This window comes from Chryseobacterium gambrini (assembly GCF_900156825.1).
In the GTDB taxonomy this organism is placed as follows: domain Bacteria; phylum Bacteroidota; class Bacteroidia; order Flavobacteriales; family Weeksellaceae; genus Chryseobacterium; species Chryseobacterium gambrini.
Genome location: NZ_FTOV01000001.1, coordinates 58,328 through 73,862, shown reverse-complemented (window position 1 = coordinate 73,862; position 15,535 = coordinate 58,328). Strand labels below are relative to the sequence as shown.

16 protein-coding genes and 3 tRNA genes are annotated in these 15,535 nt (G+C 35.6%); 6 read left to right on the top strand and 13 right to left on the bottom strand.

Annotated elements, in window-relative coordinates; translation table 11 throughout:
• Positions 1-45: 45 nt before the first annotated feature.
• The 9 genes from BW951_RS00315 to BW951_RS00275 form a co-directional block, all read right to left on the bottom strand.
• A complete protein-coding gene (locus BW951_RS00315) occupies positions 46-888 on the bottom strand; it encodes a GLPGLI family protein (protein WP_076389921.1) in 843 nt (280 codons plus the stop codon).
• Between the two features lie 26 nt (positions 889-914).
• On the bottom strand, positions 915-1,475 hold the full coding sequence (locus BW951_RS00310; protein WP_076389919.1) for a sugar O-acetyltransferase: 561 nt from the start codon (positions 1,473-1,475) through the stop codon (positions 915-917).
• A gap of 85 nt (positions 1,476-1,560) precedes the next feature.
• Positions 1,561-2,463: a GLPGLI family protein gene (locus tag BW951_RS00305; RefSeq protein WP_076390525.1), complete on the bottom strand. Its 903-nt coding sequence runs from the start codon at positions 2,461-2,463 to the stop codon at positions 1,561-1,563.
• Between the two features lie 70 nt (positions 2,464-2,533).
• Positions 2,534-4,399: a M56 family metallopeptidase gene (locus tag BW951_RS00300; protein ID WP_076389917.1), complete on the bottom strand. Its 1,866-nt coding sequence runs from the start codon at positions 4,397-4,399 to the stop codon at positions 2,534-2,536.
• A 2-nt stretch (positions 4,400-4,401) separates the two neighbouring features.
• Positions 4,402-4,767, bottom strand: coding sequence for a BlaI/MecI/CopY family transcriptional regulator (locus BW951_RS00295; protein WP_076389915.1), 366 nt, complete (start codon positions 4,765-4,767; stop codon positions 4,402-4,404).
• A gap of 248 nt (positions 4,768-5,015) precedes the next feature.
• A complete protein-coding gene (locus tag BW951_RS00290; RefSeq protein WP_076389913.1) occupies positions 5,016-6,182 on the bottom strand; it encodes an ABC transporter permease in 1,167 nt (388 codons plus the stop codon).
• Complete coding sequence (locus BW951_RS00285) at positions 6,179-7,345, bottom strand: ABC transporter permease (protein WP_076389911.1); 1,167 nt, start codon at positions 7,343-7,345, stop codon at positions 6,179-6,181. The genes BW951_RS00290 and BW951_RS00285 overlap by 4 nt, the downstream gene beginning before the upstream one ends.
• Positions 7,346-7,365: 20 nt before the next feature.
• A complete protein-coding gene (locus tag BW951_RS00280; protein WP_076389909.1) occupies positions 7,366-8,364 on the bottom strand; it encodes an HlyD family secretion protein in 999 nt (332 codons plus the stop codon).
• Positions 8,365-8,369: 5 nt separating this feature from the next.
• Complete coding sequence (locus tag BW951_RS00275) at positions 8,370-9,794, bottom strand: TolC family protein (RefSeq protein WP_084196322.1); 1,425 nt, start codon at positions 9,792-9,794, stop codon at positions 8,370-8,372.
• Positions 9,795-10,027: 233 nt separating this feature from the next.
• On the opposite strand from BW951_RS00275, the gene BW951_RS00270 reads away from it, so the two are divergent.
• Both BW951_RS00270 and BW951_RS00265 read left to right on the top strand, forming a co-directional pair.
• Positions 10,028-10,609: a hypothetical protein gene (locus BW951_RS00270; protein WP_076389907.1), complete on the top strand. Its 582-nt coding sequence runs from the start codon at positions 10,028-10,030 to the stop codon at positions 10,607-10,609.
• Between the two features lie 430 nt (positions 10,610-11,039).
• The gene (locus BW951_RS00265; RefSeq protein ID WP_076389905.1) at positions 11,040-11,246 is read left to right on the top strand and encodes a hypervirulence associated TUDOR domain-containing protein; all 207 of its coding nucleotides are present in this window, start codon (positions 11,040-11,042) and stop codon (positions 11,244-11,246) included.
• 73 nt (positions 11,247-11,319) lie between these two features.
• Here the strand turns inward: BW951_RS00265 and BW951_RS00260 are convergent, their stop codons facing one another.
• From BW951_RS00260 to BW951_RS00245, 4 genes are all read right to left on the bottom strand, one after another.
• Positions 11,320-11,730: a hypothetical protein gene (locus tag BW951_RS00260; RefSeq protein WP_076389903.1), complete on the bottom strand. Its 411-nt coding sequence runs from the start codon at positions 11,728-11,730 to the stop codon at positions 11,320-11,322.
• Between the two features lie 124 nt (positions 11,731-11,854).
• A tRNA-Met gene (locus BW951_RS00255) sits at positions 11,855-11,927 on the bottom strand.
• A gap of 39 nt (positions 11,928-11,966) precedes the next feature.
• Positions 11,967-12,039: transfer RNA gene (locus BW951_RS00250), tRNA-Met, on the bottom strand.
• 38 nt (positions 12,040-12,077) lie between these two features.
• Positions 12,078-12,150 (bottom strand) — tRNA-Met (locus BW951_RS00245).
• Between the two features lie 101 nt (positions 12,151-12,251).
• Between BW951_RS00245 and BW951_RS00240 the strand changes: the two genes are divergently transcribed.
• From BW951_RS00240 to BW951_RS00225, 4 genes are read left to right on the top strand one after another with little or no spacing between them, the layout of a single operon-like run.
• On the top strand, positions 12,252-12,863 hold the full coding sequence (locus BW951_RS00240; RefSeq protein ID WP_076389901.1) for an L-threonylcarbamoyladenylate synthase: 612 nt from the start codon (positions 12,252-12,254) through the stop codon (positions 12,861-12,863).
• A 52-nt stretch (positions 12,864-12,915) separates the two neighbouring features.
• Positions 12,916-13,617, top strand: coding sequence for a CPBP family intramembrane glutamic endopeptidase (locus tag BW951_RS00235; protein ID WP_076389899.1), 702 nt, complete (start codon positions 12,916-12,918; stop codon positions 13,615-13,617).
• 4 nt (positions 13,618-13,621) lie between these two features.
• On the top strand, positions 13,622-14,380 hold the full coding sequence (gene yaaA, locus BW951_RS00230) for a peroxide stress protein YaaA (protein WP_076389897.1): 759 nt from the start codon (positions 13,622-13,624) through the stop codon (positions 14,378-14,380).
• A gap of 11 nt (positions 14,381-14,391) precedes the next feature.
• Positions 14,392-15,534, top strand: coding sequence for an aspartyl protease family protein (locus BW951_RS00225; protein ID WP_076389895.1), 1,143 nt, complete (start codon positions 14,392-14,394; stop codon positions 15,532-15,534).
• The last annotated feature ends 1 nt before the right edge of the window (position 15,535 follow it).

The following is a 15,535-nucleotide window of genomic DNA, read 5'->3' as shown; positions in this document are numbered from 1 at the left end:
TAGAATAAATTACGGCGCGGAAACTTCGTTTCCGCGCCGTAATTATTATTTCAGTAAATCCAGTTCCAGAAGATTATTGTCTTTTGCATTGTCTTCTTTCACTTTTCTTTCACGCTGACGAATCATGTCTTCCACATCCAGCTTATTTCCTTTTTCGTCGGTCATCATGATTTTGGTTCCGCTGGAAAGCATCTGCCGTATTCCTTTTGTCGGATTGATCCGGTAATCAAGAAACTGTTTTTTATATTTTTCCTGATTTAAAGGAACCAATGCTCCGAATCTGTGATTTTCTTCCTGACTTTTCCATTCCCGATCTTTTAAATCTATAATTTCCTTTAAAACATAAGAATGAGAGTTCGTTTGATCTTCCAGCTTTACAATTAATCCCGGTAATCCATGAAATTTATACGGCCCGTCCTGAATAGGAATATCGGCAACAAACCAAGCCGTCCATTTTCTTCCGGCGAAATCCGTTGTTGCCTTTTGTGCATTAAATTCACCCACTTTTTCTTTTTCAGGTAAAATTTTCCATTCCATTTTCCTGTCATCAGAAACTTTGTACTCATCCATATCCAGACGATTGAAAAACAAAATCTTATAGTCGGGATAAGATTTTTGAACAACGTAAGGAACCATTCCGAACTTAATTTTAGAAAAATCTCCGTTCTGATGTTTCGACTGAGCCTCGATCAACGAATCTGAAATATATTTGTCTCTGCTATAAAATTTCGAACCTTTTTTAGAAACATCAAGGTATATCGATTCTGTGATCGCTACATCTTTTTTTGTAGAATCTGAAACAAATCTGTACTCATAAACAAAACGTTTATTCTGAGCATTAAACAGCATTCCCAATAGCAACGCAAACGCAATAATGATCTTCTTCATTAATATTTTTTATTTAGTTTAAATTTTTAATTCATTATATTCTTCACCACTTTACAAGGATTTCCCACTGCAACCACATTGTCCGGAATATCTTTGGTTACGACACTTCCCGCTCCGATCACAGAGTTATTTCCGATAGAAATTCCGGGAAGAACCACTACATTTCCTCCGAACCAAACGTTATCTCCTACTGTAATGGGATGAGCAGATTCCAGACCTTCGTTTCTTTGTTTAAAATCTATGGGATGATTTGCGGTGTAAAAACTACAGTTGGGACCGATAAAAACATGATCTCCGAAAGTTACTTTCGCACAATCCAGAATTACCAGATTATGATTTGAATAGAAATTCTCTCCCACTTCAATATTGTATCCGTAATCGCACCAGAAACTGGGTTCTATGCAGATATTCTGTTTTGTTTTGCCTAAAATCTTTCTAAGCAGTGCCGCTCTTCCTTCAGCATCAGAATTTTTCAGGAGGTTATATTCCTGACAAAGATCTTTCACTTTAATTCTTTCTTCAATAAGTTCCTGATCGTAATTGGCATTATACAAAAGTCCTTTTGCACATTTTTCCTTTTCCGTCATATTTTATGATTTGCAGTTCTAAAGATAATAAAAACAAAACAGGGCAGAAATTACTTTTGCCCTGTTTTAAGAAATATTTAACCTATTATTTTACCAGATCCGGCTCAATAGGATTGTTATTTTTTGCCAGAGATTCTTTTGTTCTCTTTTCCATTTCCCTGAAAACCTGATTAGGATCTGAGATTTCTTTTCCGTCTGAAGTTTTCACTTTAAAAGTCATCTTAGAATTATCGGTATTCCTCATCATCATTTCCCTCATGTTTTTAGCAGGATCATTTACATAATCTTTCCACGCTTTTCTGAACTGATCTTCCGTTACTTCAAGCTCTTTTCCGCCCATTCCGAAAACCCTGATGTTTTGCGGAAGTTCCGGTTCTTTTTCTGAAGCAGCAGCTTGGGCAACTTTTTTATTTCCAACCAAAGTCATGATGTGGGAACCTGTAGTATCTTCAATTTTAACAATCAGCCCCGGTAAACCATAGAATTTATAAGGTCCGTCCTGAAAAGGAATATCTGTAGAAAACCACGCAATCCATTCTCTGCCGCCAAAGCTTGTGGTTGCTTTCTGTGTATTGTATTCCCCGATTTTCTGCTTGTCAGATAAAATTTTCCATTCCGGTTTCTGATCTTCTCTGATTTTATACTGATCCGAAGAAACACTTCTGAAAAGATATGTTTTAAAATCGGGATAACTTTTGGTTACTTTGAATGAAACCTGTCCCGGATTTTCTCTTCTGCTAACACTGATATTTCCGGAAAATGATTTGATCTGCTTCTCCAGTTCTGCTCTGGAAGTGGAATCGGCGACAAATTTTGTTCTGCTGTAATAATTCGAACCATTTTTATCAATATCAAGGTACATCATTTCGCTTTTCACGTCTTCCTTATTATTGGAATCGGGAATGAATTTGTAATCATAGAAAAAACGGTTGATCTGTGCATTGGCAAGAATTCCTGCCAATAAAAAGAGGAGTAATTTATATTTCATAAGCTGCATTTTAAAAAAGACTCTGCTGTTATTTAGCTTTGAAATAATCAGCAGAGTTTAAAAAACTTGATTATTTAGTCTGAATTCGGATTTCGCCCTGCATCTTTCCGTCTACATTTCTTTTGTTTACATCCATTCTTTTAATGGTTTTCGAATCCAGAGCCTGCATTTCTTCATTGGTAGATTCTTTTCCGTTAATATAGATCTTCATATCTCCCGCTCCGTTTAGATTTTTGATGCCCGAAGCAACAACAGATTGATTTTTATTATCGATTTTAATATTGTCTGCATGAATTCTGAACACTTTTTCATCCGGGAAACCTCTGAAAGTATTGCCATAAATGTACACTTTTCTGTTTCCGTCCAATGCTCTTCGTTCTGCTTCCAGTTTAGCTCTTTCTCCCTCTAATTTGGCTCTTTTTTCTTCCAGTTTGGCTCTTTCTTTCTCAAGTTTCGCTCTTTTTTTAGCCATTGCCGCAGATTCTTTTACTTTTGGTTCGGAAAAACTGAAGCTGTTTTCAAATTCCGGCGACCATTTCATATCTCTGGAATCACGGAAAGAGTATACTTTTACTTTTGGAGCGTTTGGCGCTTTTGGCGCATTAGGAGGACTTGGAGGAGCATCGGAAAATTCAAAATTCATTTCTGGAATATCAGGAATTTCAATATTAAGTTCTTCCAGCTCTTTCATTTGATCTTTCCATTCTTTGGATTTAAAATAATCGTTGATATTAACATCTTTTCCGTCCATTCGGATCACCATTGCCGATTTCAGAAAATCTTTTGAACTTGCAATTTTTCCGATTTCTCCGGATAGTTTTCCGATTTCTTCGAGATTTTTGTTGTACTCGTCACTTTCAGGTTTTAAACTTTTCAGATTCTGGCTTTTTTCCTGAATCTTTTTGCTTAAATCTGCTATTTTTTTGTCGTCTTCCGATTTTTTATACACCTTTGGACTTACGACAATTCGATCTTTTGAATCTGGAGTAATGGTATCTTTTTTAATAACAATTTTATCTCCTTTTTTAATCTGAGAAACCGCTTTCTCAATTTCTATATTTGTTGCTTTAATTTCTTGGTTTTTGGCATTTACTAAATAGGCAAACGCAACAGAAAATACTACCGGCAATGCAAAAATTCTACGCGCATATCCGAATTTGGTTTTAGGTTTTTGTAACATTTTTAATCGTTTTTTTAGATTTGAACTAAGAAACGGACTGGTTGCAGGCAACTGGTTTCCGGAAAAGTGGCTTGCTAAAAGCATCTGCGCAAATGCTTTGGTGTCCGATTGTTTTACGGCTTTTTTATCAGCCAGATATTCGTGAATTAAACTAATTTCTTTTTTGATAAGATGAAAAAAAGGATTGAACCAGAAAACAGAGGTAATAATCTCAATAAAAATTTTATCGAAGGAGTGTTTCTGTTCAATATGTACCATTTCGTGCTTCAAAATCTGTTTCCCGAGATCAGAATTCAGTGTGATGGAATTCTTCCAGAAAAGATTTTTAAAGTAAGAAAAAGGAGCTTCGGATAAGTTTGTATGGTAAAAATTGATCCCGTCGAAACTTTCTTTCTGAAACTGACTTTTAAGCTTTTGGATTCTGAAAATCCCGTAGACGAATCTTCCTAAAAAATAGAAAGAAACAAGTCCCAAAGCCGAAAAAATAATTCTAAAATAAATGTAATCATTGTTTGAGTTTTTAATTGTATTAAAATTCTGTACCTGATCTATCAACTTATACAAGTCATTGCTTACTTCAATGGTAAAGTCTTCGACCTTTATTAAAGGAAGCAATAAAGAAATGAGCATCGCAGACAAAAGATAAAATCTGTTGTAGTGATGAAACGTCTTGTCTTTTAAAGACAACTGATAATACAGAAACGTTACACCGGAACATAAAATAACTTTTCCGAAATAGAGAAGTACAGTTTCCATGGTTAGTTTTTCTTTTTAAGTTCGTTTAACAGCATCTCAAGATCTTCCACTGTCATTTCATTTTTTTCGACCAGAAAAGAAACGGCACTTTTGTAAGATCCTTTGAAATAATTTTTCACCAGACTTTTAATGGTTTTTCCGGAATACTGCTCCTTGGAAACCAACGGAAAATACTCATGCTGTCTTCCGTATACATTATAGTCTACAAATTCTTTTTCTTTCAGCACTTTTAAAATGGTAGAAACGGTATTGGTGTGAGGCTTCGGTTCAGGGAAAAGATCAAGAACGTCTTTCAGAAATCCTTTTTCCAGTTTCCATAAATACTGCATCACCTGTTCTTCTGCTTTTGTTAAAGTCTGAATTTTCATATCCTTTTCATTTTTATCATTAAACGTGACATAAAAATATTCACGAAAATTTTATATCACTAAGAAATTAGTTATACAAATGTAGAAATAAAATTCATCCAAACAACTATTTTTTTAGTGATAAAAGATTAAAACAAATAAGTATTTGATAATCAATTAAATAAATTTTATTAAAATTTGTTAAAGAAATTTTTGGAAGAATTATTTGCCTGGTTTTAAAAATCCGTTGATCTCCAAAAAGATTACTCCTAATTTTTATTTTCTGTTATTGATGAACTGACCAGATATTTTATTCTCAGAATCAGAAGACCTTCAAAAATGATCCACAAAATAATAAGATGAATGACCGACGGAAGATTATCTGAAAGCGAACCTCCGGATTGTACAATAGAAATAAAGGTCTTTAAAAACGGCGACGTGGGCAAAGCATCAGACAAAAACTGAACAAATTTCGGCAGCGCCTGATACGGCATTGAATATCCCGTAATCAGAAATATCGGATAAGAGGAAAATACAAGAACCTGAAATGCAAACAGTTTCGTCTTAAAAAAACTACCGATCAGCATTCCGAAAACGATAATTGTAGAAATAAATAACGCAAAAATTACCGCAAGATCAATAGCTTTTCCGCGAATTTCAACTCCGAAAACAGAGAAATTCACTACAGCGAAAAATAATCCGAAAATCATAAAAGCAAAAAAGTAAAGAATGCTTTTCCCAAAAATCATTTTAGAAATGCTCTGTTTTGAAATTTCATAAAGATTCAGCAGTTTATTTTCTTCTCTTTCTGAAGTAAAAGCGGCCGCAACGCCAATCAGAAGTGTCTGCTGAAGAATAATCGCCAATAAACCGGGCAACAGGAATCCTCCATACGTCATACTTGCGTTGTAAAGCGGACGGTAATCCATATTGATGGGATTGGTCATTTTCATCGATTCGTCTTCTCCCATTCCCTTTTTGTTAAAGTACGTTTTCCTCACTCCTGCTCCAACCGTTAAACATACTTTTGTAGCAGTGCTGAGTAAATCGCTGGAAGGTAAAAAACGGGAAGCATTGAGAACCATATTCACATTTGCCTGTTTCTGTGATAAAATATTTCTCTCGAATCCTGACTGAATATAAAAATACCCCTGAACTTCACCCCGATACATTTTTTCCTGTCCTTCGGCAATATTTGAAGCCGGAACGATTTCAATCATGGAAGTGGAATTAAACTGCTGCGTCAATGTTCTGGAAATGGAGGTTCCGTCATCATCAATTAACGCCAGTTTTACCTTTTCTTCACCTTTGTTTAAATAAATACTTCCGTACATAAACGCGTACAGAATCGGAGCGAGAAGCAAAATCAGAAACAGACTCGAATCTTTCGAAACATTCCGAAGCTCTCTTTTAAATATTTCAATGATCTCCTTCATACGCTCTTTTCTTTAAGATAGTTATTAATTTTTCTCTGAAAAAACACAATGTTTAAAGGAAAGGTCACTCCGGTAAAAATCAGCAGTTTAAAAATCTCAGGCATGGCATATGATAAAGGAAGCTCCATGAAATAAAGCTTAATAAAACCATCCAGAAAGTGCGTATAAGGCATAATATCTGCATAAAACTGATCGTACCAAGGCATCGCCCAGCGCGGAAATGTAAAACCGCTGAACACAAAAGCCGGAGAAGTAAAAAACAGAGCCACATCGGTTACAAATAGCAGATTATTGGATATTGCGGAAAGCATCATTCCGATGCCGATGCAGGCTAAAGACATTAAAGTATAGATCAGGAAAAAATTGAAATCGGTCTGCGGTTTTCCCAGTTCAAAAACTGGAAATACAATGTAAGCGACCAATACAAAAAGAATCCATGAAATGCAAAGATGAGCAAGTGTTTTTCCGACTACGATCTGTGAGGAAGAAGCGGAAATTTTCAACAGTTCATCAATCGTATTCCGTTTAAATTCAAGATTTAAAATTAAAACAGAAGCTACGACCAAAGCCATTTGAAGACCGACCGTAATCAGTCCGGGCGTTAAATACATCTGATAATTAAAATCCGGATTATAAAGTGTTGTGGTATTCAGTTTTATCGGCTGAACCAAAGCTGTTGCCTGTCCAGCAGGCATTCCCTGCTTTTCTGCTTTCTGGAGAACTACGGCAAGACCGCCTTTTATAATGACTTCTGCCGCTCCTTTATAAATCATTTTTGCAGGAACCAAATATGCTCCGTTGGTATACAAAGTAATGTTCGACTGATGATTTTTTTTAACATCCGACTCCAGATTTTTAGGAAAATGTACGGCTCCGAAAATCTTTCCTTCTTTCATTAATTTTTCTATTTCTGCATTGCTGGAAACCTTTTCTGTAATATGAATCAGATCGCTGTGATCCATCATATCCGTAAGCTGTCTGGAAACAGAAGACTGATCTTCATCCCAAACTGCCATCGGAAGTTCTTTTGCAAACTGCTTTTGGTAAATTAATCCGTAAAAAAGAAATATTATGGGCGGAATGACCAGTAAAACCACATAGAAATTCGGAATCGAAAAAATCCGTTTCCACTCCCGAATGATAATCTGGCTGATTGTTTTCAAGGTTCTTCTTGTGAATTAAATTATTGAAAAATAAGCTGAGCCGTCATTCCTGAACGAAGTCCTTTGATCGAACCTGCGTTTTCCGGTCTTACTTTGATCTGAAACGTTCTGAGTTCAAATTCTCCGTTCTGCTTTTCCGGAACCCAGTCTGCGTAGCCTAAAGCCGGAGCCAGTTCTGCCACCCTTCCCTGAACTTTTTCAGGCGTACAGCCGGGAATTTTCATGATCACCAGACTTCCTTTATTTATTTTCGTCATCTGATTCTGACGGAGATTAAATTTGACAAAAAAAGACTGATCTTTCTGAATCGTCATCATCGGATAACCTGCATTTACCATTTCTCCTTTTTTGGCAATAACCGTAGAAATTATTCCGGAAGCAGGTGCTTTTATAGAAGCATTGTCTTTTATTTCCTGCGTAAGTTCATCCGCACTTTTTGCCTGATTTAAAACCGACTGTGCCGAGTTTTTAAGCTCTTCATTGTTTCCTCTTTTCAAAAGCTGAACATTAAGATTGGCGGTTTCCAGTTCTTTCTGGGCTGCTTTGTATTTGAAATAAATAACGTCGCGTTCCTGTCCGGAAACTACTCCTTCAGCATATAAATTCTGAAAACGGCTGTACGTTTTAGACATCAGATCCATCTGCTGTTGTGCAATCTGCTGTAAATTCTCGGCTGATTTCAATACTTCCGGTTCTACTCCGCGATTTACTTTATCCAGTTGATTCTGTGCAATTTTCACCGCTTCTGAAACCTGAGACTGTATGCTTTCGATCTCGGAGGTTTTCATCTGTGCAATAATCTGTCCTTCCTTTACATCATCGCCTTCCTTTACCAAAAGCTCCAAAACTCTACCCGGAAGTGAAGCCGAAACGTCCACAAATTCAGCGTCTACCATTCCTATAACCGCATCTTTGCTGCTGCTGTCGGAAGATTTGTTCTGAAGAAGATAAATCAGCGCGATGACTAATACAACAATTGGAATACATACTGCCCAGTAATTTTTTATAAAATTTTTCATCTTGTTTAAGGAATGTAATTGGTAATATTTTCGACGTTTCCTGTAATATAAAAATAGGTTGCCACCACCGTCTGATAAGCCACCAAAGATGTGTAATACAATTTCTCTGCCTCGTACTGAAGCTGTAGTGCATCGTTTACATCTTTTACAGAAGAAAGGCTGTTTTCCATTCTTTTTCTTACCATTTCTGTGGTAGTGTACGACTGTTTTCTCGCAAGATCCAAGGTTTCTTTCTGCTCTTTAAAACTGATGAGTTTATTTTCAGAAATTCTGACGGCAAGATCCACCGATTTCTGTTTCTGATCGATTAACAGATCTGCCTCTTTCACCAAAGATTCAGAAGCCTGATTTCTGGATCTCCTTTCAGGATCAAAAAGAGTCCACTGAACTTCTACGCCCACTAACCACGGCGGCGTGATTAAAGGAAGATCATTTCTGAAAAACTGGTAATTTCCAATGGCAAAAATATTGGGTTTAGACAGAGATTTTGTAATATCGTTCGTGGTTTGTGCTTCTTTTTTCTTACTCTGTAATAATTTCAGATCGGTATTTTTATCTGAGGAACCAAAACTGGTGACTTCAATATTTTCATTTAATTCTTCGTTAATTTCCAAAGATTCATCAAGAGGAATTCCCATCAGATCTTTTAAAGTCAGTAACGTATTTTCCTTTTCAAGCCGTAAATTTTTAAGAGTAGTTTCGCCCTGAATTTTGGCAATATCTGACCAGTTTTTAAGATAAGGCGGAATGATCTCTGCTTTCAGAAGATTTTGCGCATACTTTTCATTGCTTTCCAGAGCTTCTGCCATTTTCTCCTGCTTTTTGATCATGGAATTGAGGTACATGATCTGAATATAGTTTAGCGAAATATTATATGAATTTAGATTCTGAATAGATTCCAGATTGGCTTTCCCGCTTTCCACCTGCTGTTTCGAAAGTTCTCTCGAAGCATTCAGCTTTCCTCCGAGATAAATCGGCTGTCTTACAAGTATTCCGGCAAGAAAATAACTCTGTTTGGCAATGGCAGGATTGTAATTGGGATACACCGCGCTGATGATATCTTTTGAAGTCTGATAAATAACATTCTGAACCTGCTGCGGAAGCGGGTTTCCTGTGATCTGCTGATAAGCTGCATTGGCAGAATAGGCACTCTGACTGGCTGAACCTTCCACAATTCCGTCTTTTACCTGCTGAAGATTTACTCTGATGGGTTCTCCGATGTAGTTATATCCACCAAGAAAATCGACTTTGGGAAGAATATTGTTTTTGCTGGACTGTGCTATTTTCTGCCTTGTTTCCAAAGACTGTTCCGCCAGTTTTACAGCAACATTATTCTGCTTTCCTTTTTCTATACATTGCTGTAAGGTAAGCTGCTGACAAAATAACTTCGTGGTAAGTAATAGAGTAAAAGCAACAATCTTATGATTCATAGCCTTAAAATGTGATTTTAGTATCGTGTGTTGTGTACCTTAAAGATATTAAAAATATATAAGAATTTTTGGGAATGATTATAAAAAATGACTTTCATAAAAAGTTTTAAAACATCATTTTAACAATAATGAACCACTTACGTTATAAAATTGTTAATTTTTATTAAATAAATTTAAAATGTATTTGTCTAAACCGGGAAATTATATTTATTTTAGTGCTTTAAAAATTTCTCATGAAAAGATATAATTTATTAATTGTACTATTATTACTTATTTTTAACATTACTACCGCTCAAAAGAAAGGTTCTCCTGCAGCAGATTTCAGTGCGGTAGGTGAAGCTAAAACTAAAATCGAAAATACCGTTCCATTAGTGATCAAGCATCTAAAAGAGATCAGTGAAAAAGAAAGCAATCCGAATATTCTTTCTAACGGCAAAACCGCTCTGGCAAAAGAATACGGAAAAGTAGAGCTTGAATGGAGACTGTACAGAGGAAATATGAACAACTGCATCCTGAACAATTCTTCCAAAAAAGCGAAGAAGTGCATGGAATATCACAATAATATGTTCAGAGGTACTCTGATCAACTATAACAACTACATCACGAATCTTACAAGAAAGAACGGATATCTTGGAGTGGACGGCGATACAAAATTTGAGTTTAACCCTTCTGAAATCACCACAAAACTAAGCGAGTCTTTCTTTAACGGAAATGATGCAGCCAACAGAATGAAAGGAAATCAGAAGAAAGATTTTATCGGGCAGACAATGGCTGATGATAATGCACTTACACCTTTCAATCAGTTAGCACAATAATTTATTTTTTTAATTAAATGATACGGAATCCTGCTTTTTTAAGCGGGATTTTTTATTTAATGATGAATTTACAATTCAAAGTTTTATTTTCGGAGGTAAATTTTAATTTAAACACATAAATCACATGAACTTCCATTTGATCGGCATGAAGCATAGGGGAACATATTAATTTTTTATTCATTTTAAAATTTGAGATATTTCAATTTAACACATAAGTCACATGAGAATTTATTGATCTGGATATAGCGTAGAAGAACACATTAGTTTATGAAAATCTTTGATTTTCTCTTAAGTGATCTTTATTTTTAAATAACTCACAAAACTTATGTGACTTATCTGATTTAAATAAGCGCAGCCAAATCTTTCTCTTATAAACTTTAAAATATGGCATAATAAGTGAATTGTACATCACAACCAAATCCAAACAAAAATGAGCACATTAAAAAAAGGAGATATGGTGAGATGGAATTCCAGCAACGGAGAAACTCACGGAAAGATTACAAAAATTCATAAAAAAGACTTTGTATTTATGGATAGGCAGAGAAGAGCGACAGAGGATGAACCACAATACGAAGTCATGAGCGAAAAAACAGGAAAATCAGCCGTTCATAAAGCTTCTTCCCTGAAAAAAATGTAAAAAATAAGCGGTTTCAAAAGTATAATTCAGCATTGCCTTAACTTTGAAACCGCCTTAAAATTTTTATAGTAGATTATTTGATTTTATCGTAAATAAATTTAGTAACAATAGCTCCGAAAAGATAATAAGCCACCGTCATTACTTTCTTTTGGGTACTTTCGGCAACAGGATTTTCATCCAGACCTATCTTTTGAGGAAGTGTAATGGCTCCGATTCCCATCGCCAATCCGGAAGAGATATTAAAACCTGTAGTGGCAGTAGTTGCATAATACATTCCGTTGCCAATAATATCTCCGGCTAAGGTTGCGGCATACAGTTTATCGTGATCTGTAATTTCGGCATCAGCTTTCGCCAAAGCTTTATTTAAAGCTTCCTCTCCCACTTTATTGATTTCGGGGACATTGTCGAAGTTTTTCCTGATGGTTTCGTGCAGAAGGTTCAGCGCGATTGCTCCGCCCAAACCTGCGAGAATTTTTTTATACATGATATTATGATTTAATGGTGTATCATGATACCTGCATAAATTAAGCCATACCGGCATTTACTAATTCACGGTTTAAAGAAATAAAAAAGAGTATCACAAAAAATTGCAATACTCTTTACAATAGTAGCGGGAACCGGACTCGAACCGATGACCTTCGGGTTATGAGCCCGACGAGCTACCTACTGCTCCATCCCGCGGTATATTTTTAAAAACGTTACCGACAAACGTTTACTTAGTAGCGGGAACCGGACTCGAACCGATGACCTTCGGGTTATGAGCCCGACGAGCTACCTACTGCTCCATCCCGCGGTGTATTTTTAGAGTGTTTACCGAAAACACTGTCTTAGTAGCGGGAACCGGACTCGAACCGATGACCTTCGGGTTATGAGCCCGACGAGCTACCTACTGCTCCATCCCGCGATATTGGACTGCAAATATACGAATTATTTTTAAAACTCCTAATTTTTCTTTTAAATAAAGGACTTTCATGAAAACTATTTTAATATTCGTATCTTTGAGGTATGGCAAAAATATTGAAAATTTATCCGGACAACCCTCAGGAAAACCTTATCAATGAGGTAATTAAAACCTTAAACAATGGTGGATTAATTATCTATCCTTCCGATACCGTCTATGCTTTAGGCTGTAATATTTTTGATATTAAAGCGATGGAAAAGCTTGCCCAGATCAAAAAAATAAAGCTCGAAAAGTCAAAATTCTCTATTATCTGTAATGATTTAAGCCATCTTTCGGATTTTACAAGACCAATTGACACTTCTATCTTCAGATTTCTGAAAAGCCATCTTCCGGGACCTTTTACCTTCATTCTGGATGCCAATAAAAGTCTGCCGCTGGCTTACAAAGGACACAAAACAATCGGAATCCGTGTTCCCGATCATCCGATTCCACAATTAATTGTTGAAAAACTGGGACATCCCATAGCTTCCACTTCCATAAAAGATGATGATGAAATCATTGAATATTCTACCGATCCTGAACTGATTGCCGAAAAATACGATCATCTGGTTGATATCGTAATTGATTCCGGTTATGGAGATAATATGGCTTCCACAATTGTAGACCTTACTTCGGGAGAACCTGAAATTATCCGTCAGGGAAAAGGAAATATTTAATTATAAAAAAGCTTTGTCTTTTTATTTAAAATGATGACTGAAGGTTTTTAGTATGAGTCTGAACGGAAAATATTCCTTAGGAATTCTTCTTACATTTGTTTTGCTCGCCGCAGTAATGCTGTATATTTTTCCTTTTATTACGATGATGACGGGAGAAAAAACCTTTACTGCAACTGCATTTTTATATTCCAGAATGGTGCTCTGGATGGTTTTGGCAATTACTTTTCTATACAGTTTCCTTATCGAAAAACAATCTTTTCTGCTGTGGAAAGACCAAAACTATTCTTTCTCATTTTATCTGAAAAAAATACTCCGTCTTTATTTAATTTGTGCCGTTGGTGGAGCTTTTTTAAATCTTTTCATCAAAATCATCACCCACGAAAATACGAGTAATAAAATCGCACAGCTTTCATTCATTTTTAAAAACAATTATCCATTGATTATTTTTACCTGCTTAACAGCGGGAGTGGTGGAAGAACTTCTGATGCGCGGTTATATGCAGCCAAGAATTGAAAAAATTTATAAAAATCAATACGCAGGCATTGCAGTTTCCGCTTTTCTATTCGGAATTCTTCACATGACGTATGGAACGATAAGTCAGGTGATCATTCCTTTCTTCATTGGAGTTGTTTTTGCTTTGTTTTATAAAAAATATTCTAACATTAAGATTATAATCATGTGTCATTTTATGTACGATTTTGTCTCACTGATGATCATGAATCTTATCAATTTCAAACATTTATCTGCCTTTTAACATTATGAAAATAGTTACATCCCCTGCCAAATTAATGAATGTGGAAAATTCAACCGACCTGTTGAAAACCACAACGCCTAAATTCATTGAACAGTCAGAATTTATACACTCTTATTTAAAACAGAAATCTCCGAAATATCTTTCTGAGCTGATGGAAATTTCCGCCAAATTAGCGGACGAAAACTGGGAAAGAAACCAAAAATGGAAAGCAAAACCTTCTGCAAAAGAATCCGCCCCTGCTCTATTTGCCTTTACAGGAGAGGTTTACAGAGGATTGGATGCCAAAACATTAGACAAAGATGCAGTAGATTATCTTCAGAAAAACCAGAGAATCCTTTCCGGACTATACGGATTGCTTAAACCTTCGGATAAAGTGATGCTTTACAGGCTGGAAATGGGAAGACCTTTTGAATTTGACGAATATAAAAATCTTTACGAATTCTGGAGAGAAAAGATAACGGAACAATTGAATTCTGAAATGAAAAAGAATGAAATCCTCCTGAATCTTGCAAGCAATGAATATTTTAAAGCGGTTGACCGTAAAAAGCTGAATCACCCAATTATTGATTTCGATTTTTATGAACTGAAAGAGGGGAAACTGAAAACCATTGTGGTTTATACAAAACATGCAAGAGGTTTAGTCGCAAGATTTTGCGCACAGACCAATGCACAGACTTTGGATGATGTGAAGGCTTTCAACTACGAAGGCTATCTCATTAATGAAGAAAAATCCACTGAAAATAAACTGGTTTTTGTACGATAAACACTGAAATGATGAAAAAAAATTATTTGCTTTTAATGCTTTTCTTTACCATTACCTTTTGTTATTCTCAAAAAAAAGAGATCGATTCTATCCCTTTTTCTCTGGAAAAGCAACTGCTTACATTTTCGGGAAAAGTGAATGGAAAAACGATAGAATTTGCGCTCGATACGGGAGCCGCTGTTTCCGTAAGCAATTCTATCAATAATAAAACTGCCGGTGTAGAAATTCTGGATTCCAATAAAACCATCAACGATTCCAGCAACAAAAAGATAAAGATTAAAAGCATAAAAATAGAATCGCTTTCCATAGGAAATTTTGAAGTAAAAAATCTAAAGGGCGTTACATTTGATATGCCTTTTTTGTATTGCACCAATCTGCTACTTTTGGGACAGGATTTCATTAAAAAATTCAACTGGAAAATAGATTTTACGAAAAAACTGATTTACATTTCAGAAAAACCATTTCCAACGGATCGCTCTTATCATAAATGGACGGTTTACTATAACAGCAACAGACCTTTAATTGATTTTACCATTCAGAACAAAACCTTTAAAAACTGTCTGTTAGATACCGGATTTTCAGGTGTAATGGAAATTAATTCTAAAGATACGGACATCATGAATACTATTTTTGATGAAAAAAAGTCTAAAAATCAAGCCGATGAATTCATTTCTACGAATATGGGACTGAGCGGTTTGGGAAATCCCGAATCTTACAGCACCTTTTTTGTTGATGAAATAAAACTGGATCAGACTGTAATCCGTCAATTGCCGGTAACCATTAATAAAACAAAGGAATCCAAAATTGGTATTAATTTTTTCAGCCAGTATTCAGATGTTTTAATCATGAATTTTAACGAAAATGCTTTCTACTTAAAACAGTCCGGAAAACCATTACTTCCTAAAAAACAAATGGATGCCAAAGCTTTTTTCATTGACGGCAATCTCACCGTAATTTCAAAAAATATGAACGAAAATTCTACGGCAAAAAACGTACAGATCGGAGATCACATCAAATCGATCAATGGTAAAAATGCATCAGAATTTACGGAATGCGAGCTGTTGCAATGGGCATATTTCAGCAAAGAAGATTATATTCTGGAAAAAGATAACGGCGAAAAAATTGAGATTAAAAGCAGCAGCCATTTAAAATAAT